Source organism: Cobetia crustatorum (genome assembly GCF_000591415.1).
Lineage (GTDB): Bacteria > Pseudomonadota > Gammaproteobacteria > Pseudomonadales > Halomonadaceae > Cobetia > Cobetia crustatorum.
In genome coordinates this window covers 92,671-115,679 of the sequence record NZ_JEMF01000019.1, presented here as the reverse complement: position 1 = coordinate 115,679, position 23,009 = coordinate 92,671, and the positions used below count along the sequence as shown (strand labels likewise).

The following is a 23,009-nucleotide window of genomic DNA, read 5'->3' as shown; positions in this document are numbered from 1 at the left end:
AGCGGCGGGAATGTATGTCAGGTCTTTTATAAAAACTGCTTGCAATTCAGCAGCCTGACCTGCAATATACGCTCCGTCGTGTGGCTACATAGCTCAGCTGGTTAGAGCACATCACTCATAATGATGGGGTCCCCTGTTCGAATCAGGGTGTAGCCACCAGTGATTCCAAGGCCTGCATCCGTGCGGGCCTTGTCACATCCGAAAGTCGCTTTGTATGCTTTCAGAAGTGAATCCGAAAGGAGGGATCAAGCGGGTTTTACGGTCGTCTGAATGGCTGAAGGTGGTTGACGCCATTGAGTATTTCCGTATAATTCGTCGCGTGCTTAAGGTTGTTCCTCGATAGCTCAGTTGGTAGAGCAAATGACTGTTAATCATTGGGTCACAGGTTCGAGTCCTGTTCGAGGAGCCAATAGCACAGGTATATGCTTGAAATGTCATACTGATAATGTCAAAAATGATGATATCGATGACAAAAGGATTTCCGGTCGTTCCTCGATAGCTCAGTTGGTAGAGCAAATGACTGTTAATCATTGGGTCACAGGTTCGAGTCCTGTTCGAGGAGCCAATCCAAGGCTTCCTGCCAATGCCGGAAATTACGCTGAACGATGACTATCTTCATCGCCAGCAACAGTATCGCTATGATGCTGTCTGATATTTGATGTTCCTCGATAGCTCAGTTGGTAGAGCAAATGACTGTTAATCATTGGGTCACAGGTTCGAGTCCTGTTCGAGGAGCCAATATCACACTTTCTCTCTTCCCTTGTTAGTCGATATGCTCTGCTTTACCTGGCTTCCTGAAGATCTCCTGTGGCATTGAGGCTATCTTTCCGCTCGAAGCTCCTATCTGTTCGAAGCTCCTTCCTGTTTGAAGCTCCTACCTGTTTGAAGCTCCTACCTATTTGAAGCTCCTACCTATTTGAAGCTCCTACCTATTTGAAGCTCCTATCTGTTCGAAGTTCTGACTTGCTTGAAGTCTCTGTGCGTTTGAATTCCCGATCGTTCGACATCTATCTGCCTCTTATCTCTATCGTTGCTGGCATCTCGCTTGCGGCGCTTTGTCGTGAGTGTCTCTGCCCTTGCCGGCATGGCCCTCGATCGCCTATCCCTATTTTATCTCTGTCTATCAATTGATTAATTAACGAAAAGACCCCTGCGCTCATGGACGCAGGGGTCTTGATCTTCGAGACGCAACCTCGTGGTGTACTACTTGTCGCCGTTCAGGTGGGCATAGTCGAGCAGGATCTCTGCGCTTTCCTGCAACTGTGCCTGATCGATGGGGTCCTTGGCTTCCTTGTCATCGCTGGCGGTATCGATCACTTCGGGCTCACTGCCGCTGGCTGATACGTGATCGCTGCTAGCATCCAGTTCTGCAAAACTTGCCAGTTCCTTGAGGCCCAAGGCGCGGCGGCGCTTGTTCTCCAGTGCCAGCTGTTCGGCTTCCTGTGCATCCATTTCGCGCTTGCGCTGCTCGCGGTTGAGGCTGATGCTCGTTTGCTGGGCGCGCAGCGTTCTGGACAGGGATACCTCGCTTTGCAGGTAGGAAAAGTTAGGCTCTCGCTCGGCGCGGCTTTCGTGGCGGGCACGAAGTGCTGCCAGATAGCGCGCGGGGTCTCCGTGGCGGCGATATTTCACTGGACGCACCTGGTCCCAGGGTAAGGCGTAGTCGAGGCTGGATTCACCGATTTCCTTCGGGTCAATGACACTTGGGAAGTCGATATCCGGCTTGACGCCCTTGTTCTGAGTGGAGTCACCGGAAATACGGTAGAACTTGGCGCGTGTCAGCTTGATCTCACCCTGTGTCAGCGACGAGATGGTCTGTACGGTCCCCTTGCCGAAAGTCTGGCTGCCAATGATCAGACCGCGTCCGTAGTCCTGGATCGCACCGGCAAAGATCTCGGATGCTGAAGCGGAAAGACGATTGACCAGTACGGTCAGCGGGCCATCGTAGTGCGTGCCAGCTTCGGTATCGCCATACAGGCTGATGCGTCCGCGTGCGTCACGTACCTGCACGGTGGGGCCGCGATCGATGAACAGGCCGATCATCGAGTTGGCTTCCTGCAGTGCACCGCCGCCATTGTTGCGCAGGTCCAGTACGATACCTTCGACCTTCTTGGCCTTGAGTTCGTCGATCAGGCGCGCGACATCGCGCGTAGTGCTGCGGTAGTCGTCTTCACCGGCCTGCCAGGCATCGAAGTCGACATAGAAGGCGGGTACGTGAATCACGCCGATCTTGTGCATGCCATCTTCGCGTTTGACGTCGATGACCTTGGCGTTGGCTGCCTGATCTTCAAGCTTGACGGTGTCACGAGTGATGTCCACTTCACGCGTCTTGGTGACATCCAGTGACTGAGCCGGGATGACCTCAAGGCGCACGATGGAGCCCTTGGGGCCGCGAATCAGATCGACCACGTCATCAAGGCGCATGCCCACGACGTTGGTCCATTCGTCATCTTCCTGGCCAACGGCAACGATGCGATCCGCAGGTTTGAGTTCACCGTCCTTTTCGGCGGGGCCGCCCGGGACCAGGCTCGAGACCTTGACGTACTCGCCTTCCGACTGCAGCAGTGCGCCAATGCCGTCGAGTGACAGTTTCATCTGGATATCGAAGGACTCACCCTGGCGCGGCGAGAAGTACTCGCTGTGCGGATCGATGCTGCCGGTCACGGCATGCATGATCAGTGTCAGGATGTCTTCATCGTTGGTCTGCTCGATGCGATTGAGCTGGTTGCTGTAACGCTCGCTCAGCGTCTTGCCGATGTCCTCATCACTCTTGTCGGACAGTGACATGGAAAGCCAGGCGTTCTTGAGGCGCTTGCGCCACAGTTCGTCGAGGTCTTTCTCGCTATCGGCCCATGGGCTGTCCTTGCGGTCCAGCGCTAGGCGGTCGTCTTTCTCGAAATCAAAGGTTGGGTGAGCATCCAGCGTCTTCACCAGCCATTCCAGGCGTGAGGTGAGTCGTTGTTGGTAGCGGTCATAGAGTGCGTAGACGCGCTCGAGGTCGCCATCGACCATGGCGTCGTCAAAATCATGACGCAGATCGCTGAACTCACTGATGTCCGTATCGAGCAGATAGGCTTTTTGCGGGTCAAGGGTCTTCAGGTACTGGGCGAAAACCTGGCTGGCCCAGTGATCATCCAAGGTCACATCTTCGTAATGCCCATAGCGCAATGACTCGGAAACTTCGCGAGCAGCCTGTGCATCGGCGTCAGTAGGTGTGACCGTGGCACTGGCAGGGCCGGCCAAGGCAAGACACAGGGCAATAAATGCCGTGCGCCGGACGTTTACGAACAGGCTCATCAATGAAGCACTCCCGATTCATGTACACTCAGCTCCCTGAACGACCTCCCCGCAGGGCGGTCGAGCGGGCATTGTAGCAGTCTCCCGCGTCAGGCACAGTTGCCTGCCGTTGATACGCGGGTCTTGCGGCTGTTGCGTCAGCGCAGGGGGATCGTAGCCACAGCGCTTCGGTCGACAGCCTGAGTAGCACCTGTTTGCCGGCCATCACTTCACGAGATGAATGGTCTCAGGCTTTTTTCTAGAATGTCTCTTCTTATACAGTGCCTTGCATTCATCTTCGAGGACTTGACGCCATCATGACTCATGCGATTGCAGATTCCCGTGTTCCAGCGTTACTCGACTTCCTTTCTGTCTCGCCGACTCCTTGGCATGCTACCGCTACCATGGCGCAGCGTCTTGAGCGAGAAGGCTATCGACGACTCGACGAAACCTCGAACTGGCAACTGGTGCCGGGCGAGCGTGCTTACGTCACGCGTAATGACTCTTCACTGATTGCCTTCCGGCTTCCTGATAGTCATACGGCGCTAACCTCATTGCGGATGATAGGGGCGCACACTGATTCCCCTTGCCTGCGACTAAAGCCCAGTCCGGCCCAGGCCAGTCAGGGTTGGTTGACCCTGGGTGTCGAAACTTATGGTGGTGTGCTGCTAAGTACCTGGTTTGATCGTGATCTTGGCTTGGCAGGCCGAGTACAGGTACGTCATCAGGATGGCCGGCGCGAAAGCCTGCTATTGACAGTGGCACGCCCTGTTGCCTGCGTGCCGAGTCTTGCCATTCATCTTGATCGTGACGTCAATAGCGGGCGTGCCATCAAGCTCAGACGCAGATGTCGCCAGTGGTCATGCAGCTGCCAGAAAGCGGCGACACACCAGTAGAGGTCTTCCATGCGCTGTTGATCGACCTTCTCGAAGAACAGCACGGCGTTCGTGTCGCTGACATCATTGATTTCGAACTAGGGCTACATGACGTGCAGCTGGCAGCGCAGTCTGGCTTGCGTGGTGAACTGATTACCAGTGCACGACTCGATAACCTGCTGTCATGCTTCGTTGGTCTTGAGGCATTGCTCGAGGCTGATGGAGAGCAGGGAGCCTTGTTCGTCGCGACCGATCACGAAGAAGTAGGTAGCGCCAGTGCCTGTGGCGCGCAGGGGCCTTTCCTGGCCGATGTGCTCAAACGCATCAATCACTACGTGGGTTTGGACAACGAGGAGGGCTATCAGTGCCTTGTGCAACGTTCATTGATGATTTCCTGTGACAATGCACATGCTGTCCACCCCAATTTCGCGGATAAGCATGATGCCGGCCACGGTCCGAAGCTGAATGCGGGACCAGTGATCAAGGTCAATGCCAATCAGCGCTATGCCACCAACAGTGTCACGGCAAGCCTGTTCCGTGAGCTGTGTCGGGAGCAGAATGTGCCGGTACAGACCTTTGTCAGTCGTGCCGACATGGGATGTGGCAGCACGATCGGGCCGATTACCGCCAGTGAAGTTGGTGTGCCGACATTGGATATAGGTTTGCCACAGTGGGGGATGCACTCGATTCGCGAAACGGCAGGCAGTCACGATGTTGCCTTGCTGATCAAAGTGTTGGTGGCGTTCTGCAATCGCGAGGTGCTGGAATGATCAGCGCATGCCCGTGATGCAGTGAGCCGTGTGTGCAAGATGCAAAAAGGCAGCCCTGAGGGCTGCCTTTTTCAGTTGTCTCGCATGCAGCGTTGTAAGTGTCTCTCCAGCGCTGGTAACGAAAAAGGCCCTGACTGATACAGTCAGGGCCTTTCGTAATCTTGTTTGGTGGCTACACCCTGATTCGAACAGGGGACCCCATCATTATGAGTGATGTGCTCTAACCAGCTGAGCTATGTAGCCGTCCAACGGGGGCGAATAATACGGATTGGCTATGAGGCTGTCAAGAAACCCATGGGTATTCATGCTGCTAGTTGTGGAAATTCACCTTGAGATTCGAGGGTAGGTCATCGCCTGAGATAGCGCGCGTAATGAGGTCAGCACTGCCGCAGGCTAGCGTAAAGCCAAGGCTGCCATGGCCGGTGTTCAGCCATAGATTATCTGGCGCATCGTGCTTTTTTCTACCGTGACGAGCGTGTCCGATGAGCGGCGGACCCTTGGGAGTGCTAGGGCGCAAACCTGCCCACGGTGTCGCATCGGCGAAATTGCCTGCTTCAGGGAAGCTCGTGCTGGCAATGCGACGCAGTGCGGCGATACGCCCCTCGTCGATTGCAGGATGAGAGATATCACGCTCGTGGCTACCAATATCCACCATCGCCGCGATACGTAGCTGGTGACTATCGGCGGACCCAAGGTTTGCATAAACCACCTTGCGCGCAGCGTCAGTCACGCTGATACGTGGTGCAATCGCGCCTTCTGAAAGCGGTAGGGTGAGGCTATATCCCTTTAGTGGCTGGATAGGCAACCGGATGCCCAGTGCACGAACCATCGCTGCACTATGATTGCCTGCCGCCAATACGACTTCATCCACCTTCCAGCGTTCACGGCTGCCATCGATATGGATGAGGTCAAGATATTGAATGCGCCCGTTCTCTTTCGAGAGCGGGGCCACATGGGTGCTTGCGAAGCGCGTGTAGCGACCTGAATTGATGAGTTGACGCTCGAGTGCCTGACAAAAGGCGTGACAGTCTGCCGTTTCATCCGAGGCGCTGAAGATGCCGCCTGCCAGGGACGCCTGTTGCGAGATCAATGCGGGTTCCAGTGCGATACATTGGCGAGCATCAAGGGGCTGTTGGTCATCGGGCGCAATCCGCGCACCAATCGCTTTGTTGAGCGCCTGTTGATCGCGATGAACGACCAGCTTGCCGGTTTGTTGCCAAGCGAAACCTGATAGCCCGTCTTGTTCACGCCACTCTGCCAGTATCTGCTGGCTATGCTGTGCGAGTGATAGCAGCTGCGAGGCGCTTTGGTGGTGTTGACGGCGATGGCAGGCTGCCAGAAATTGCAAGGCCCAGCGCCACTGAGCAAGATCGAGCTGTGGGCGAAACCTGAGAGGTGCCTCACTGCCAGCCAGTAGCCACTTGATGGCCTGTAAGGGCACACCACTATCCGCCAGTGGCGCCACGTAGCGATAGCTGAGTTGGCCGCCGTTGGCATGGCTGGTTTCGCTGGCAACCTCGGCATGAGCATCGATGAGCGTGACGTGATGGCCGGCGCGCACGAGTGAATGGGCGCTGGTGAGGCCGATCACGCCACCGCCGATAATGGTGACATGACGCTGCATGGCAGACTCCTGAAGGAAAGTCATGCAGCATGACTGCCGCGCGTAAGTTGAGCGAATGAAAACCTGTCGATATGCCATAACCTGAGGTTATTGCCGTAAAGCTGTGATGGGGAATGTCTCTCGCAGATATGACTCGCGTATGCTGTTTGTTCACAGGATATTTAACGCCGCGATCGACGCGTGACAGGAGGAAGATATGCGGCTCAGAGATCTCGAAATCTTTCATGCCGTATTGCAGGCGGGCAGTGTCACCGGCGCCGCGCGGCTACTGCACATCTCTCAGCCAGCAGCGAGCAAGGCCTTGCAGCAGGTCGAGCGTCACTGGGGCATCGTGTTGTTTACACGCAGTGCAGGGCAACTTTATCCCACTGAGGAAGCTCGTCAGTTGGAGGAGGCCAGTCAGGGGATGCTGGGGCAACTGGATGAGGTGAAGCGGCTGGCTGCAGGCTTGCGGAGTGGTGAAGAGCAGGCGCTCAAGGTCATCGCAACGCCAGCGATTGCTCAACAGTTGTTACCCCAGGCGTTGGGGCAATGGCGGCGGCGTCATGCGCAGGTAAGGTGTGAGTTGGCGACTCAGCATACGCGAGAGATTGTTGATGCCTTGTTGCTGCATGAGGCAGAGCTTGGGTTCACGCTCAGTGCGCCAACGCATCCGGCTCTGGCGACACGCGCGCTGTTCAGCCTGCCATTGATGGTGCTGGCACCTGAAGGCTATTGGGCGCAGGAGAGCCACAATGTTCCCTTGCCGGTTTCGACATTGGCGGGAGTGCAACTGGTGGCATTGGGCGCACATGATCCACTGGCGCGGCGTCTTGATAGCCTGTTGGCAAGTGCTGAGCAGCATGAGCCGCGTATGTATGATCACCCGCCGCATATCATCACGCGTGTACAGACCTATCCGTTGGCAGCGGCGTTGGTGCAGTCAGGGGAAGGTCTTGCGGTGGTGGATGCACTGACGGCGTATATCGCTTGCACGACTCAGGGGCTGATGGCACGGCCCTTGCCTGCGGCAGGTGAGTTGGTCCTCAGAGCCGTCTGGCGACGCAAGGAAGGGCGCTCGCGTCTGGCCCAGTCTCTCGCGGATAGTCTGGCGCGTCAGGCGGCACAGTGGTTGACGCCCGCAGCTAAAGCCTGAGGTCTGAAGTTTGAGGCATCTGGAGTTCATGGCATCATGAAAACGTAAAACGCCCCTGGACTCATAAGAGATCAGGGGCGTTTTGTATCTCAGGCAGAGGTCACTCGGCATTCTCTGGCTGTAAGTCCAAGTCCAAGTCCAAGTCCTGGGCTGGGTTCAAGCTCAGGCTTAGACATTGAAACGGAAGTGCACGACATCACCATCCTTGAGGATATAGTCCTTGCCTTCCAGGCGCCACTTGCCAGCATCCTTGGCGCCCTGTTCGCCGGTATAGGCGATGAAGTCATCATAGGCCACGACTTCGGCACGGATGAAGCCTTTCTGGAAGTCGGTGTGGATAACGCCGGCACCTTCCGGCGCAGTCGCGCCAATCTTGATGGTCCAGGCACGGACTTCCTTCACACCTGCGGTGAAGTAGGTCTGCAGACCCAGCAACTCGTAACCGGCGCGGATCACGCGATCCAGGCCTGGCTCTTCCATGCCCAGCTCATTGAGGAACATCTCGCGCTCTTCTTCATCAAGCTCAGCGATCTCGGCTTCAATCTTGTTGCACACTGGCACTACGATGGCGCCTTCCGCCGCCGCAATCTCGCGCACGATATCGAGATAGGGGTTGTTCTCGAAGCCTTCTTCGCTGACGTTGGCGATATACATGGTCGGCTTGAGGGTCAGGAAGCCGAAGCCTCTGAGCGCCTTGAGGTCATCATCGGTCAGTCCGAAGCTGCGCAACGGCTGTCCTTCGGCCAAGTGCGGCTGGATACGCTCCAGTACGGCCTTGGTGGTGATGGCTTCCTTGTCGCCGCCCTTGGCGATACGTGCCAGACGCTGGATGCTGCGCTCGACGCTATCGAGATCGGCCAATGCCAGTTCGATATTGATGGTCTCGATATCGGCAGTCGGGTCGACATGATTGGCAACATGGATGACGTTGTCGTCTTCAAAGCAGCGGACCACGTGCGCGATGGCATCAGTTTCGCGAATGTTGGCGAGGAACTTGTTGCCCAAGCCTTCACCTTTTGAGGCGCCAGCGACAAGACCTGCGATATCCACGAATTCCATGGTGGTCGGCAGTATCTTCTCGGGCTTGACGATCGCGGCCAGTGCACCCAGGCGCGGGTCAGGCATCGGTACGATACCGGTATTCGGCTCGATGGTGCAGAAGGGGAAGTTCTCGGCATCAATGCCAGACTTGGTCAGTGCATTGAAGAGAGTGGACTTGCCGACGTTCGGGAGGCCGACGATGCCGCAATTGAAACCCATGGCGCTAGATCCTAGTGTGACGTATCGAATGGGGCGTGTCGCTGGCAGTCATCTCGACCAGCAGACCATCGTCCAGAGAGGACATCGGTCGTGCGGGGAAATGAGCTGACAGGCACGGAGTTAGCTAGGCGGGAAGTGTAAGGCCTGATGCCGCCGAGGTCATCCATTGGGCGCATGTTGCGCGATAAATGATGATGTTTGCTGCTGAGCGCACGGTGCAAGGCACGCACGGCAGCGAGGCGATACGCAGAGGCGCGGATCACCGGAATTCGAAAGGAGGATAGTACAGAGCGATTCAGTTCTTGAAGGCGTCAGGTCTTGAGGACATCAGTCCTTGAAGGCTTCAGCTCTTGAAGATGTCAGCCCTTGAAAGAGTGCAGGCGATTCATGGCGCGTGCCCATTCGCTGCTGATGGCTTCGGGGAGAGTCATGACAATTTCGTCGATGGCAGCATCAATGGATTGACGGTCTGCCTTGCCGGGGCGGCCGAGGACGAAATTGGTCACCAGGTTGGCATTACCGGGATGGCCGATACCAATGCGGGCACGATGGAAGGACTTGTCGTTGCCCAGCGCACTGATGATGTCACGCAGCCCGTTGTGTCCCCCATGGCCACCACCCTGCTTATAGCGAGCGGTACCGGGGTCGATGTCCAACTCATCGTGGGCGACGAGCAGTTCATCCGGAGCGAGCTTGTAGAAGTTGCACAATGCGGCCACGGCCTGACCGCTGCGATTCATGAACGTTGATGGGAACAGCAAATGCAGATCCTGGCCCGCGAAAACAATCTTCGCGTATTGGCCATGGAACTTGCGTTCCGGACGCAACGTGGTGTGACCGTGGCGCGCAAGGGCGTCAAGGAGCCAGACGCCGGCATTATGACGGGTGTCTTCGTATTCGTTCCCCGGGTTACCGAGGCCGATGATCGCTTTCACCTGTGACATTGCGGTATCTGGCTCCTTGATCAGGCTGCGTTATTCTGCTGCAGCTTCTTCGCCTTCACCGGCAGCTGCATCTTCTTCAGCAGCGGCGATGTTCGGGCGAGTGACGTTGACCACAGCGGAGTCGTGATCGGCACCGTGGGACAGTGCAACGGACTCGGAACCTTCCGGCAGAGTGATGTCGGACAGGTGCAGAGTGTGACCGACTTCAAGTGCGGACACGTCCAGCTCCAGGTATTCCGGCAGTGCTGTCGGCAAGCAGCTGATTTCGATGTCTGTCGCCATGACGTGCAGTACGCCATCTTGATCCTTGACGCCGACACAGGCTTCCTGACCAGTGATGTGCAGCGGCACATTCATGGTCAGTTTCTGAGTCAGGTCGATGCGCAGGAAATCGATGTGAGTCAGCAGCGGCTTGAACGGGTGACGCTGCAGGTCACGGATGACGACTTTCTCTTCCTTGCCAGCAACATTCAGAGTGATGATGGAGGAGTAGAACGCCTCGTCATCAACTGCCTTGTACAGGCTCGGCTTGTCGACCATGACCGGAGTCGGGGCTTTGTCAGCGCCGTAGATGATGCCCGGCACGAAATCGTTCGTAAGACGCAGGCGGCGGCTCGCACCTTTCCCGAGGTCTTGACGAACTTCAGCATTCAGTTTGAACAGTTTCATTTTACAAATACCTCAAGGGCTAATGAGAATCCGGCAGCCCCCGCGACCAGAGCGCTACCGGATTCATGAGGCTGACTCGAAGGTTTCCGAGCCAACCGCTTGTCAGCAGGAAACGAGTCTCCTGCTGCTGTCAGTACCATCTTCCGAACCATCGGCGAAAAGCATTCGCCAAGCGGAACTTAGTGGAACATGGCGCTGACGGATTCTTCATTGCTGACACGACGGATTGCTTCAGCGATCAGACCTGCCACGGTGAGCTGGCGAATCTTGCCTGAGCGACGAGCTGCATCGGACAGCGGAATGGTATCGGCAACGACCACTTCGTCAAGGACGGAGTTGGTAATGTTGTCGACCGCCGGGCCAGATAGAATGGCGTGTGACGCGTAGGCCACAACGCGGTTGGCGCCGTGATCCTTGAGCGCTTCGCCTGCCTTGCACAGCGTGCCAGCAGTATCGATCATGTCATCGACCAGCACACAGGTGCGGCCTTTGATATCACCGATGATATTCATCACCTGAGCCTGATTGGCCTGGGGACGACGCTTGTCGATGATCGCCAGCTCGCAGTTAAGCTGCTTGGCGATGGCACGGGCACGCACCACACCACCTACATCCGGGGAGACGACGATCAGATTGTCATAATTCTGACGTTCGATGTCGTCGAGCAGAATCGGTGAGCCGTAGACGTTGTCCACCGGCACATCGAAGAAGCCCTGGATCTGGTCAGCATGCAGGTCCATGGTCATGACGCGGTTGACGCCAGCCTTGACCATCATGTCCGCGACCACCTTCGCCGAGATCGGCACGCGAGCAGAGCGCACACGGCGATCCTGGCGTGCGTAACCGAAATACGGCACGACCGCAGTGATACGCGCCGCTGACGCACGACGCAACGCATCCACCATCAGGATCAGCTCCATCAGGTTGTCGTTGGTCGGTGCGCAGGTGGACTGCATGATGAAGACGTCCTTACCACGAACGTTTTCGTTGATTTCTACCGCAATCTCGCCATCGCTGAACTGACCGACGGTTGCATGGCCCAGGCGGGTATCGAGGGCTTCAGCAACCTTGCGGGCGAGAGCGGGATTGGCATTCCCCGCGAATACCATCAGTTTAGACACGCGCAGCCACCTTTGGAGTCTTGTGGGATCTCGGGAGTGGAGAATTCCGGGTTGACCGGGAACGGCCAGGATTGGCTGGGGTACCAGGATTTGAACCTGGGAATGTCGGTATCAGAAACCGGTGCCTTACCACTTGGCGATACCCCAGCAACGTTCACTTCAACCAGTTGCTGTGCTCAGGCCTGAGCCAGAGCGGCATGTAGGGGAGAGATGTTGCAACCGCGTGCCGAGAAGGTGTGCCACGTCGGGCGCTCGCATGCGAGTCTACCCAGCACCTTGCTGGCCTGTCGTGCGTCATCAAACGCACAGAACACACAGGCGCCGGTGCCCGTCAGTCTGGCGGTGCCGAAATGATTCAGCCAGTTCAGGGCGTCGGCGACTGCCGGGTACAAAGCGCTTACCACGACTTCGCAGTCGTTTCGGCCCCCCTGCAGTGCGCGCGCCATACTAATAGCGGGGCTGGAACGTGTCAATTGTGGGTGGCCGAACACCGCGGGGGTCGAGACTTCGATACCGGGATGAATAACCACGAACCATGGGGTGTCCAGCGCAGCAGGCATCAGTTTTTCGCCAATGCCTTCGGCCCAGGCAGCAAAGCCACGTACGAAGACTGGTACATCAGCGCCCAGTTCAAGACCCAGCTCGGCTAGAGTGTCTTCATCCAGCGATAGCTGCCATAGGTGATTGAGTGCCAATAGTGTTGTAGCGGCATCACTGCTGCCACCACCGAGGCCACCGCCCATTGGCAGTACCTTCTCAATCTGGATGTCGACACCGGGCAGGCTGATGCCTCCGCTACCTTGCCGTATGACACTGCTGTTTCACGCAGTCGTCGTGCTGCACGCACGATCAGATTGGCTTCCTCGGGCACGCCGTCAATAGCAGGTGTCAGAGTGATGGCATCGTCGTCACGCAGCTGAAAGTGCAGAGTGTCGCCATGATCGAGAAACTGAAACAGGGTCTGCAGCTCGTGATAGCCATCAGGACGCTGTCCAGTGATATGCAGCATACGATTGAGCTTGGCGGGAGCCGGCAAACTGAGAGCAGAAAGTGTCGAGTGAATCACGGGCGAGGCGGTCCTGGTTAGATGTCGGGCGCGTTGAACAAGGTCGAACTCAACTGTTATCAGCAAGACGGCCGGCCTGTGAGCAGGTCGGCCGTCTTGCTGATAACGATACCGCTGATGCATGCGAGCGATTGATGCGGGGACTTGAGCTTGAGATAGAGATAGAGATAGAGCCCAAGCTGGGTACTCGCTATAACGCCTGCCACTGATTGACGATCAGTGTAGCGGTCAGATCGCCGTAATAAAGCTTGAGTTTTCGCGGTAGCCACAGGCCTTCAGCGCGCGTCCAGTCTTGGTAGCTCACCTTCCAGCCATCCTGATACAGCGTAGCGGGGAAGCCTTGTGCATCTTCCTCAAGCTGATGAGTCCCCTCGCTCGGCAGGCCGCGGACCCAGTCATTCAGCGCGCCTAACGGCAATGACCAGCCCAGCTGCTGCAGCATCAGGCTTTCGGCATCGGGTGCCTCGAAGTCACCATCCGAAGAGTTGAGGCGGACACCGTCAGTATCGCGAGTCACGGTAGTGCGGCCTGCGCCCAGCGGACCAGTGATCAGCATGCGATAGTCATCACCATCCTGCTGCCAGTCAAGATTGGCGCTGTGGCCTTCATCCGGCGTACGGATACCCACCTTGCCAGCCAATTGCCAGTGCGTTAATGCATCGAGCTGTGTTGCCTGTTGCTGCCAATCACCTTCACTGCGTGTCAGGTCGCCGGCAACGTCACTGGCCATCTGGCTGGCGCAGCCGCCCAGCAGCAATGTCATTGTCAGCAAGGCAGAGGTCAGCAGGCGATGTGCCAACGGCAATGAAGCGTTAAATATAGGCAATGAAGGGGTCGTCATGACGCAGAGGCCTTTCAGATGGCGAGAGAATTGAGAGCGATGATAAAGAGAGTCAGGGTAATGGACCCGTGGCCATGCGGAAAGTGCCGTGCAGCTAGTGCACGGCAGTCATGTCATGAGGGTAGGCGCAGGGCGATTCAGGGCGAATCTACCACCGGGCGCAAGGCCGGGATGCGCTGGAATAATGTCTCCAGCTCGGTGGCCTCTTCGAAGCGTTCGCTTAATTCGACTGCCAGGCCACGCGCCTCGTCCTGGCGATCCAGCGCCCACAGTACTTCGGTGAGATGAGCCCCGATCTCGGCGTCCTGCTGCTGAGCCCAAGCGGCTTCCAGCGGTGGAAGCGCCTGCTTGGCGTTGCCCGTCAGGAAGTGTCCCCACCCGAGGCTATCGAGAATGGCCGAGTCATTCGGAGACAGTTCGTGAGCGCGCTTGATCAACGTCAGCGCTTCGTCACGACGATCAGTTTCCACCAATAAGGTATAGCCCAGTGCGTTATAGGCGCTGGCATTGTCCGGTTCAAGTGAAATCACTTCGTGTAGGTCCTGCTCCATGCCTTCAAGCTGGTTATCTTCCAGTCGACGAATGCCACGCAGGAATAGCAGGCTACCCAGCTCACTCTTGACAGCATCGCGTGCCTCTTGGTCCTCGCTGGCAACCATTTTATTGAGTGCCTTGCGGCGCGTGCTGATACTACCGTCGAGCAAGGTGTCGGCGTCAGTGAAGGCCTCTTGAGCGTCGAGCAAGTCAATCTCGAAGCTAAGTAGTGTCATGGCATGGCGTGGATGACGTAGACGCTCCACGTCCAGGAACTGACGCGCCTCGTCAATACGGTCATGTTCAGCCAGCAGTTGGGCTGCGCGCGCGCGGCTGGAAATATAGCGCTCACCTTCTGGCACCTGACGGTAATAGAGGATGGCGTTGTCGATCTCGCCGCTGGCTTCGGCAGCCAGGCCCAGCATGGCAAAGGCGGCATCCGGAGTCGGATCTTCCTCCAGCAGTGGTAGCAACAGTCGATGGGCATCCTGAGGTGCATCGGCATCCAGGTACAGACTGGCCAGCGCGAGGCGCAGACGAGGGGCGTTGGGGTGGCGAGCGACCAGGGTGTCGATACGCTCGCGAGCAGACGACCTGTCGCCGCTGGCCAGTTCTGTCTGGGCAGCACTCAGCACCAAGCGACTGTCATCGGGGGCGAGTTCAAGTCCACGTGTTGCAGCCTGACGTGAGGCGTCAAGATGTCCAGCATCACGCTCTATCTCACTGCGCGCCAACCACAGATCTGGCAGTTCGGCATGCGTGGCTTCCAGTTGGATCAGGCGTGTGCGTGCCCTACGCTCATTACCAAGGGCCGCTTCGAACAGGGCGGCTGCGATCTTTGGCATCGGCTGAGTGGGGTGTTGCACAATATGTGTGGCGAGTAGCGACAAAAGTGGTTCGAGGTCAGCCTCGGCATCAATAGCCTGTTCCGCCACGGTCGCCAGGTTGCCATTACCGCCATTGGCTTCCACCATCAGCCGTTGCTCAAGTGCTGTCATCCAGTCACCACGTGCCATCGCCAAACGAGCACGGATGATGCTGGGCTCGCTGGCGGTGTCATCCAGCTGTTGCCAGCGTTCAGCAGCACGCTCCAAAAGAGCGGGATTGTCGGCGTAGCGTGCGGCCAGCACGGCGCGACGGGCCAATTCAGGATCATCGAAGCGACGACTGGCCGCCAGATATCCATCGGCGGCGCGAGGATAGTTACCACGCTGACCGGCAAGCTCCGCACTCAATAGCTGATTCAGACTATCGGCATCTAGTCCCTGCTGAATGGCGGGTGCTGATGCCAGTGGATCAGGCTGATTCGAGAAGGGAGCGGGAGCGCTCACCGACTGACAGCCGGCCAGGCCCACTAGCAATCCGCCCAATAGTGTACTTTTCAGTATGCTCGGTGCCTTCCATAGGCTCCTGACTTGGCTACTGGCAGTTGTCGGCAGGCAACAGTCAGTAGTCGCTGATGCGCTTTGGGAGACGCCTTTGGAGGCGCCGGCAAGTGAGCTCGCGTGCGCCGTCTCGCGGAGCGTATGTTCAGCGGCAGTCGAAGCGTGCATGCAACCTCGCGATCAGCGGTCGGAGTCTACAGGGTGACCCGCCAGCAGGGCCGGATCAGAAGAATGGATGTCGTGAAGTCCATCATTCCAGCATAACGGCTGCCGACCAGCGGGCATAGTGTTGCGGGTAATGACGCGTATTGAGAAGGCCGGGGGAGTTATGTGAAGGTGATAGCGTCAGCCTGCTAGCATCATGGTAAATCCTCATCGGCTGCGGCACGCTACGGGGTCGCGTGGTGCAGGCGCTGTGATAGAATGAGCACGCTAATATTATAATTTCAGCCGCTTCGGCGACTGCGTTTGCCGGTCTCAACCCCATGCCTGCACTCATTGCCCATGCCGACAGCCGCCTGTTTATTGACGCCAATCCTGCCGGCCAGACCCTGACGACTGACTGACTCCATGACCCTTCTTGCCCTTGGCATCAATCATCGCACCGCCGCCGTGGATGTGCGCGAACGCGTTGCTTTCACGCCTGCGCAGCTTGACGCCGCGCTGGGCGAATTGAAGCGCCTGCCAGCAGTCTCCGAGGCAGCCGTGCTGTCGACCTGCAATCGGACTGAGCTTTATTGCGTGACCAATGATGGTGCGCAATCGGTACTTGAGTGGCTAGGACGCTTTCATAACCTGCCGGTAGAAGATCTCGAACGCTGCAGTTACCAACATCTGGGTGATGAAGCCGTACGTCATCTGATTCGTGTTGCGGTCGGGCTTGATTCCATGGTGCTGGGCGAGCCGCAGATTCTGGGCCAGTTGAAGGACGCTTATCAGTTCGCTCGCAAGTCGGTAGGTCTCGGCGGTGAGCTAGAGCAGCTCTTTCAACATATTTTTCAGGTGGCCAAGCAGGTACGTACCGAAACCGGCATCGGCGAGAACCCTGTCTCGGTCGCTTATGCTGCCGTCAGCATGGCGAGCCATATCTTTGATGACTTCGCACGTGCCAACGCGCTACTGATTGGTGCCGGCGAGACCATCGAACTGGTCGCACGTCATCTTAAGGAAGCGGGCATTGCCAATATCTGCATTGCCAATCGCACGCTGTCCCGAGCCGAGCAACTGGCCAATGAACTAGGCGGTACGGCAATTGGGTTGGAGGGTATCCCGCATGCGCTTGAAAAGGCCGATATCGTGATTTCCTCGACGGCTTCCCAGTTGCCGATTCTAGGTAAGGGTATGGTCGAGCGAGCTCTGAAAAAGCGCCGCTACAAGCCGATGTTCATGGTCGATATTGCTGTACCACGTGATGTTGAGCCCCAGGTAGGCGAACTCGATGATGTCTTCCTCTACACGGTTGATGACCTGCAGGAAGTGATTGAGGAGAATCGTCGTCATCGTGAACTGGCTGCCGCACAGGCAGAAGAGCTGATTCGTCAGGGCGTCAACGCCTGGTTGCATCTCAAGCGCGTGCGCAGTGGTGGCGAAGTCATCAAACGCTACCGTAGCCATGGCGAGCAATTACGCGCCGAGTGCGAAGCGCAGGCACTGGCTGAACTCCAGCAGGGCCGAGACCCTCAGGAAGTCGTCGCGCAATTGGCGCGTCAACTGACTAATCGTTTCATGCATTATCCGACGCTGGCATTACGCCAGGCCTCGGGTGATGACCGACAGGATATTCTTCAGACGGCGCAGACGCTTTTGCTCGCGCCGGTTGATTCATCACAGGACCCTTCATGAAAGACAGCCTCATCACCAAGCTCGATACTTTCCATGATCGCTTTGAGGAAATCTCCGCACTGTTGTCGGAGTCCGAAGTCATCGGGAATCAGGCCAAGTTCCGTGACCTGTCGCGGGAGTACGCCGAGCTTGAGCCGTTGATCGAGGCATGGCGTCGCCATCGCGCCCTGAAGGAAGATCGTGATGCCGCTCTGAGCATGTGTGACGACAGCGACCCCGAGATGCGTGACATGGCGCGTGAGGAAGTCCGCGATACCGATGATGCGCTCGAGGTGCTGGAAGGCGAGATCACTCAGCTGCTGATTCCGCGTGATCCGGATGATGGTGCTAACGTCTTCCTCGAAGTGCGTGCGGGCACCGGCGGTGATGAGGCCGCGCTATTTGCGGGTGACCTATTCCGTATGTATTCGCGTTACGCCGAGCTCAAGGGCTGGAAAGTCGAGACCGTCAGCGCCAGCCATGGTGAGCATGGCGGTTTCAAGGAAGTCATCGCCCGCGTGAAGGGTGAGGGTGTCTATTCGCGGCTCAAGTTCGAGTCCGGTGCCCACCGCGTTCAGCGTGTGCCAGCCACCGAGTCGCAGGGGCGTATCCATACCTCTGCGTGTACCGTCGCGGTGATGCCTGAGGCTGATGAGGTCGGTGATATCGACATCAATTCGTCTGATCTGCGTGTGGACACTTACCGCAGTTCCGGTGCGGGTGGTCAGCACGTCAATACCACCGACTCTGCCATTCGTATCACTCACTTGCCGACTGGGGTAGTGGTCGAGTGTCAGGACGAGCGTAGCCAGCACAAGAATCGTGCACGCGCCATGTCGCTGCTGGCCGCTCGCCTCAAGCAGGCCGCAGTCGATTCACAAGCGCAGGCGACTTCCGATGCGCGTCGCAAGCTAGTGGGGTCAGGTGATCGCTCCGAGCGCATTCGTACCTACAACTTTCCGCAAGGACGCCTGACCGATCACCGCATCAATCTGACGCTCTACAAACTCAATGATGTGATCGCTGGCCAGCTGGATGAGGTGATTGAGCCGCTGGTCGTTGAATATCAGGCCGACCAGCTGACCGCATTGCAGGAGCACTAAGGTGAGAATTGACGTCGCGCTAGCCGCTGCTACTGCCCGTCTGAGCGAGGCGGGGAGTGAATCGCCGCGCTTGGATGCTGAGCTACTGCTGGGTGAGGTGATGGGTCGCGAGCGCACCTGGTTCTACACCTGGGGCGATCGTGAATTGGAAACAGAGGCGGGTGTTGAGGGTATTGCCCGTTTTGAAGGGCTGTTGGCGCGTCGCGCCGAAGGGCACCCGGTGGCTCATCTGCTCGGACGGCGTGAGTTCTATGGTCTGACACTGGCGTGCTCACCGGTCACGTTGATTCCGCGCCCCGACACCGAGGTAATGGTGGAGTGCGCGCTGGAGCTGGCGGAAGCCTCGGCAGGTCGTCTGCTGGATCTCGGCACCGGTACTGGCGCCATCGCGCTGGCGTTCGCGCGCCATCGCCCGCAGTGGCAAGTGCTAGGTGTCGATCTTGTCGAAGAGGCCGTGGTACTGGCTCGGCACAATGCTGAAGTACTGGATATCGACAATGCCGAATTCCGGCGCAGTGACTGGTTCTCTGCCGTCAATGAGCACGATTTTGCGCTGATTACCGCCAATCCGCCGTATCTGGCCGATGATGACCCGCATCTGATGCTGGGAGATGTGCGCTTCGAGCCGCGCTCGGCGCTGGTGGCGGATCATGCGGGTCTGGCGGACTTCATGCATCTTATCGAGGCTGCGCCGCGCCATTTGACGGCGGGCGGGTATCTGATGCTGGAGCATGGTCTGATGCAAGGCCCTGAAGTGCGTAGTGCACTGCAGTCCGCTGGCTACATCGATGTCGATACACTTGAAGACCTGGGAGGCCGCGAGCGAATCACGCTGGGCAAGAGAGTCTGACGGTGATGGGTATCAAGCAGTGACAGGCGCTAGCAGGTAGATGTTTTTTCCGAATTCAGTGGAGTGTGCGTGGAATCCTCGTCATGTTGCGGTCAGTGAAGGCGTATCCCCTGCGGGCCGGGTATGATAGTAATTAGTCACGCATGATTGGAAGGTCGTCTGATAACCCCCGCGTTATCCGGCGGCCTGACTGCACGAAAGACAGGAGTAAGGATGATCCTGCTGTAAGTCACCCCGCTGGGAAACTATTACAATGAAAGCGAAATCACGTTCTCTGGACCGTATTGACCTCAAGATTCTGCGGTGTCTGCAAGAAAACGCACGTATCTCTTATGTCGACCTTGCCTCTGAAGTGGGCCTGTCCACCACGCCATGTCTGGAACGCGTCAAGCGTCTTGAACGTGCTGGCGTCATTCAAGGTTACAGAGCAGTGCTTGATCCCAAAGCACTCAAGGCCAATCTGTTGGTCTTTGTCGAAATCAGTCTGGAAACCCAGTCGCCCTCAGTCTTTGACGAATTCCGTCGCGCAGTATCCAAACTGCCGCAGATTCAGGAATGTCATCTCGTCTCTGGTCAGTTCGACTACATCCTCAAATGCCGGATTCCGGAAATGTCTGCTTATCGCCAATTGCTTGGTGATGTGGTGCTGACGCTGCCCGGGGTCAAGGAATCAAAGAGTTATGTAGTGATGGAAGAGGTCAAGGAACAGTTCTCGTTGCACGTGCCAGATATCGAGGAACTGGAGGCCAAATAACCTTTCGCGCCCTCTATCAACACCGCAGTGCTATTTCTGAACTGTTATTCGCGAGCCGTTATTCATAAGCAGCGACCGACAGACTGTGACTCACGGACAGGCAGCCAGCGTTCCATGCAAGATTCTCAACTACTGCGCTATTCGCGCCAGATTCTTCTTCCTCAGGTCGATATCGTTGGTCAGCAGCGACTGCTGGCGGCCCGTGTGCTGGTGATTGGCGCGGGCGGGCTAGGTTGCCCAGCGGCGTTGTATCTGGCTGCAGCCGGTGTCGGTACGCTGGTGTTGGCTGACGACGACCATGTCGAGCTTTCCAATCTTCAGCGCCAGATCGCCCATGGTGACGCAGATATTGATCAGCCCAAGGCGCAGTCATTGGCATCATCGGTGCTGGCGATCAATCCGGAGCTTGAGGTGATCGCGCTGAATGAGCGGCTGCAAGGTGAGGCGCTGGCCGAGCAGGTGGCCGCCGCAGACGTAGTGCTCGATTGCACCGATCGCTTCAGCTCGCGCTTCCCGATCAATGCCGCCTGTGTGGCTGCGGGCACACCGCTGGTGTCCGGCGCCGCGATACGCTTCTCCGGCCAGCTGGCGGTATTTGATCGTCGCCTGCCGGATGCACCTTGTTACGGCTGCCTGTATCCGCCGGATGAGCTGGGCGATGAAGAGATGACGTGTGCCGAGAGTGGTGTGATTGCGCCGCTGGTAGGCATCATCGGTGCATTTCAAGCTCTCGAAGCGCTCAAACTGATCAGTGGTGCGGGTAGCGCGCATCGTGGCCTGGCGACGTTTGATGGTTTGACCGGCGAATGGCGGCGCATGGGGCTCAAGCGTGACCCTGGTTGCCAGGTGTGTGGGACTGCCCACTCCTGAGCCCGCCGGCGCGGTCGTGGTGGGTTTTCCTTGACGGAAGAGGGAGAAGAGGTGCTTGAAGGGACCCTCCGATTGCTGGCGGACCTTGAGGCGTTTCGGACCGAGGTCAATGCGCTGCACTAGTGCTTGAGAGGCGGGCTCAATATCGGATTTCTGCCAGACCATCAGGCCGAGGCATGGGTCGCGAAAGGGCTCTTGCGGGTGTTGTGCGAAGCGTCTGCTGAATACATCACGCCCTTGTCGTTATCACGCGCCGGGATCGTAGTCCTCACCGAGCGTGTGTGCTGGGCTCCTCAATACTCTGTTCTTCTTCCGTACGATTTCTCCCATACCCCTTCCGTATTATTCCCTCGATCTTTCTCATACCTTCGCGTGTCCTGAAATTCTCCATTGCTTATCGCCTATCCTCGCTCGTCATCTTCCATCTTGAGCTCCGGTTCTCATGTCTTCCTGCATGCTTCTGTCATCCATTTCTGTTGCCGGATCGATACCTGTTGTCCTGTTGCCAAGCGTGTGTTGATTATTGATTGGCAGTCAATTGATGCGTGGTGCCTTCCTTGTTCGGTTTCCGGGAGTTGATACATTTCACGCAGTAGTTCCGAGGCGGTACATGGTTTCTTGATGAAGAAATGGCGCTAGTTCTAGGCAAGAATGACTCACCCAAGAGCGAAATATTTGTTGTTATTGAATACTTGACACTGGGTGCTGCTCTGAGGCCACATGAAGACAAGCTTGATCAATATGTTTCGGGTGATTCAACAACAAATACAAAACAGATGGATTCCTATCGCATGACTGACTCCATGTCTTCCACGCCGCCAGCCTCCTGGTATCGTGACTCGGTTGCGGTACACCTGGATCCTGCTCCTCCCCTTGAGGATGAGGTCACTGCCGATGTGTGCATTGTCGGTGCTGGTGTCACTGGCTGCTCAGCAGCACTTCATCTTGCAGAGCGCGGTTATAAGGTTGTACTGCTTGAATCCTCGACGGTAGGTCATGGCGCATCGGGTCGCAGTGGTGGCCAGATTCTGCCGGGACTGGGTACGGATATCAGCACCGTGGAGAAGGCGCTCGGTCACGAACGTGCCAAGGATATCTGGGAAATGAGCCGTGAAGCAGTTCGCCTCACGGCGGAGCTGATCGAGCGCCATGCTATTCCCTGCGAGCTTGCCTGGGGATACCTGCATGCCGCAGTCAAACCTCGGCATGTGAAAGAGTTGCACGACTTTCAGAACCGCATGGCCCGCGATTATGGCTACGACTCCATGCAGTGGCTCGAAGGTCAGGCGCTGCGAGAGCACGTCGTGACTGATGAGTACCCTGGTGCCATGCGTGAAAGCGAAGGTGGCCATCTACATCCTCTCAATTACACCCTTGGCCTTGCGCGTGCTGCGCAGCAGGCTGGCGTCAGCCTGCACGAAAATAGTCCGGTGGTTGAGATCAAACGCGGCGAGCCGGCTACGATCATCACTGGCAAGGGTCGCGTGATCGCTGATCGAGTGGTGCTGGCCACCAATGCCTATGGAGATCGCCTCGTACCGGAAATGGCTGGGCGCATCATGCGTGCCGCCAACTACATGATCGCGACGGCGCCGCTCACTGCCGAACAGGCGGCTCAGGTTCTGCCCCAAAATGATGCCTTGTCCGATGCCAACTTCGTACTGGATTACTACCGGTTATCTGCTGATCGACGGCTGATCTATGGCGGCGAGGTGAGTTACGACGGACGCGAGCCGAGAGGGCTGGATGCACGTATCGATCGCAAGATCCGGCATCTGTTTCCGGTGCTCGGGGAGGTGGATATCCAGTATCGCTGGGGCGGTGACGTCGCCATCACGCTCAATCGGGCACCTGACTTCGGGCGCATGGGTGCCAACCTCTATTACGCTCAAGGGTACTCGGGGCATGGCATGGCCATGGCCGGGCTGGCAGGGAAATTGCTGGCTGAATCCCTGAGTGGGGATAGCGAGCGTTTCGACACCTTTGCAGCGATGCCTCATCGCACCTTCCCGGGCGGGCGGCACTTGCGTACGCCGCTACTGGTGTTGGCCACGACCTTCTACAAGCTCCGCGATCGGCTGTGATGAGCCGTCTGAACGACGAGGATACCC

General features: G+C 57.4%; 17 protein-coding genes, 6 tRNA genes and 1 pseudogene. 12 read left to right on the top strand and 12 right to left on the bottom strand.

The features are described from left to right. Window positions 1-82: 82 nt before the first annotated feature. The 4 genes from BF12_RS0105365 to BF12_RS0105350 all read left to right on the top strand — a co-directional run bounded on the left by BF12_RS0105365 (window position 83) and on the right by BF12_RS0105350 (window position 738). Window positions 83-159, top strand: a tRNA-Met gene (locus BF12_RS0105365). Between the two features lie 174 nt (window positions 160-333). Next, window positions 334-409, top strand: a tRNA-Asn gene (locus BF12_RS0105360). Between the two features lie 80 nt (window positions 410-489). After that, window positions 490-565: transfer RNA gene (locus BF12_RS0105355), tRNA-Asn, on the top strand. Between the two features lie 97 nt (window positions 566-662). After that, window positions 663-738 (top strand) — tRNA-Asn (locus BF12_RS0105350). 465 nt (window positions 739-1,203) lie between these two features. On the opposite strand, the gene BF12_RS0105345 is transcribed toward BF12_RS0105350, so the two are convergent. Beyond that, complete coding sequence (locus tag BF12_RS0105345; protein ID WP_024951381.1) at window positions 1,204-3,297, bottom strand: carboxy terminal-processing peptidase; 2,094 nt, start codon at window positions 3,295-3,297, stop codon at window positions 1,204-1,206. Window positions 3,298-3,593: 296 nt separating this feature from the next. On the opposite strand from BF12_RS0105345, the pseudogene BF12_RS18790 reads away from it, so the two are divergent. Beyond that, window positions 3,594-4,921: pseudogene (locus tag BF12_RS18790) on the top strand (M18 family aminopeptidase). A 166-nt stretch (window positions 4,922-5,087) separates the two neighbouring features. Here the strand turns inward: BF12_RS18790 and BF12_RS0105335 are convergent. Together BF12_RS0105335 and BF12_RS0105330 are read right to left on the bottom strand one after the other, a co-directional pair. Next, window positions 5,088-5,164 (bottom strand) — tRNA-Met (locus tag BF12_RS0105335). Between the two features lie 67 nt (window positions 5,165-5,231). Next, window positions 5,232-6,569, bottom strand: a complete 1,338-nt coding sequence (locus BF12_RS0105330) for a D-amino acid dehydrogenase (RefSeq protein ID WP_156941137.1) — start codon at window positions 6,567-6,569, stop codon at window positions 5,232-5,234. Window positions 6,570-6,741: 172 nt separating this feature from the next. Between BF12_RS0105330 and BF12_RS0105325 the strand changes: the two genes are divergently transcribed. Then, entirely contained in the window at window positions 6,742-7,680 is a 939-nt protein-coding gene (locus BF12_RS0105325) for a LysR family transcriptional regulator (RefSeq protein WP_024951379.1), read from the top strand. A 168-nt stretch (window positions 7,681-7,848) separates the two neighbouring features. Here BF12_RS0105325 and ychF read toward each other — a convergent pair whose 3' ends face one another. The 9 genes from ychF to BF12_RS0105285 all read right to left on the bottom strand — a co-directional run bounded on the left by ychF (window position 7,849) and on the right by BF12_RS0105285 (window position 15,668). Continuing rightward, window positions 7,849-8,940 carry a redox-regulated ATPase YchF gene (gene ychF / locus BF12_RS0105320; protein WP_024951378.1) on the bottom strand — a complete coding sequence of 364 codons (1,092 nt, stop codon included), beginning with the start codon at window positions 8,938-8,940 and terminating at the stop codon, window positions 7,849-7,851. Between the two features lie 359 nt (window positions 8,941-9,299). After that, window positions 9,300-9,884: an aminoacyl-tRNA hydrolase gene (pth, locus tag BF12_RS0105315; protein WP_024951377.1), complete on the bottom strand. Its 585-nt coding sequence runs from the start codon at window positions 9,882-9,884 to the stop codon at window positions 9,300-9,302. 30 nt (window positions 9,885-9,914) lie between these two features. Then, window positions 9,915-10,553, bottom strand: coding sequence for a 50S ribosomal protein L25/general stress protein Ctc (locus BF12_RS0105310; RefSeq protein ID WP_024951376.1), 639 nt, complete (start codon window positions 10,551-10,553; stop codon window positions 9,915-9,917). Window positions 10,554-10,732: 179 nt separating this feature from the next. Beyond that, window positions 10,733-11,674, bottom strand: coding sequence for a ribose-phosphate pyrophosphokinase (locus BF12_RS0105305; protein ID WP_024951375.1), 942 nt, complete (start codon window positions 11,672-11,674; stop codon window positions 10,733-10,735). A gap of 72 nt (window positions 11,675-11,746) precedes the next feature. Beyond that, a tRNA-Gln gene (locus tag BF12_RS0105300) sits at window positions 11,747-11,821 on the bottom strand. A 29-nt stretch (window positions 11,822-11,850) separates the two neighbouring features. After that, window positions 11,851-12,417 carry a 4-(cytidine 5'-diphospho)-2-C-methyl-D-erythritol kinase gene (gene ispE, locus BF12_RS18785; RefSeq protein ID WP_345917364.1) on the bottom strand — a complete coding sequence of 189 codons (567 nt, stop codon included), beginning with the start codon at window positions 12,415-12,417 and terminating at the stop codon, window positions 11,851-11,853. Next, the gene (locus tag BF12_RS23340) at window positions 12,321-12,740 is read right to left on the bottom strand and encodes a 4-(cytidine 5'-diphospho)-2-C-methyl-D-erythritol kinase (RefSeq protein WP_345917363.1); all 420 of its coding nucleotides are present in this window, start codon (window positions 12,738-12,740) and stop codon (window positions 12,321-12,323) included. Before BF12_RS23340 ends, ispE begins: the two co-directional genes overlap by 97 nt. A gap of 190 nt (window positions 12,741-12,930) precedes the next feature. Beyond that, the gene (gene lolB / locus BF12_RS0105290) at window positions 12,931-13,581 is read right to left on the bottom strand and encodes a lipoprotein insertase outer membrane protein LolB (RefSeq protein ID WP_024951374.1); all 651 of its coding nucleotides are present in this window, start codon (window positions 13,579-13,581) and stop codon (window positions 12,931-12,933) included. Window positions 13,582-13,718: 137 nt separating this feature from the next. Then, window positions 13,719-15,668 (bottom strand): DUF6584 family protein, encoded by a 1,950-nt coding sequence (locus BF12_RS0105285; RefSeq protein WP_156941136.1) that lies wholly within the window; start codon window positions 15,666-15,668, stop codon window positions 13,719-13,721. 402 nt (window positions 15,669-16,070) lie between these two features. Here BF12_RS0105285 and hemA point away from each other — a divergent pair, with 402 nt between their 5' ends. The 6 genes from hemA (at window position 16,071) to BF12_RS0105250 (ending at window position 22,982) form a co-directional block, all read left to right on the top strand. After that, window positions 16,071-17,342, top strand: a complete 1,272-nt coding sequence (gene hemA / locus BF12_RS0105275; RefSeq protein ID WP_024951372.1) for a glutamyl-tRNA reductase — start codon at window positions 16,071-16,073, stop codon at window positions 17,340-17,342. Beyond that, window positions 17,339-18,424: a peptide chain release factor 1 gene (gene prfA / locus BF12_RS0105270; protein ID WP_024951371.1), complete on the top strand. Its 1,086-nt coding sequence runs from the start codon at window positions 17,339-17,341 to the stop codon at window positions 18,422-18,424. The genes hemA and prfA overlap by 4 nt, the downstream gene beginning before the upstream one ends. A 1-nt stretch (window position 18,425) precedes the next feature. Beyond that, the gene (gene prmC / locus BF12_RS0105265) at window positions 18,426-19,274 is read left to right on the top strand and encodes a peptide chain release factor N(5)-glutamine methyltransferase (RefSeq protein ID WP_024951370.1); all 849 of its coding nucleotides are present in this window, start codon (window positions 18,426-18,428) and stop codon (window positions 19,272-19,274) included. Between the two features lie 253 nt (window positions 19,275-19,527). After that, window positions 19,528-20,028 carry an Lrp/AsnC ligand binding domain-containing protein gene (locus tag BF12_RS0105260; RefSeq protein ID WP_024951369.1) on the top strand — a complete coding sequence of 167 codons (501 nt, stop codon included), beginning with the start codon at window positions 19,528-19,530 and terminating at the stop codon, window positions 20,026-20,028. A gap of 114 nt (window positions 20,029-20,142) precedes the next feature. Then, window positions 20,143-20,898: a HesA/MoeB/ThiF family protein gene (locus tag BF12_RS0105255; protein ID WP_024951368.1), complete on the top strand. Its 756-nt coding sequence runs from the start codon at window positions 20,143-20,145 to the stop codon at window positions 20,896-20,898. A gap of 791 nt (window positions 20,899-21,689) precedes the next feature. Next, complete coding sequence (locus BF12_RS0105250) at window positions 21,690-22,982, top strand: NAD(P)/FAD-dependent oxidoreductase (RefSeq protein ID WP_024951367.1); 1,293 nt, start codon at window positions 21,690-21,692, stop codon at window positions 22,980-22,982. Window positions 22,983-23,009: the final 27 nt, after the last annotated feature.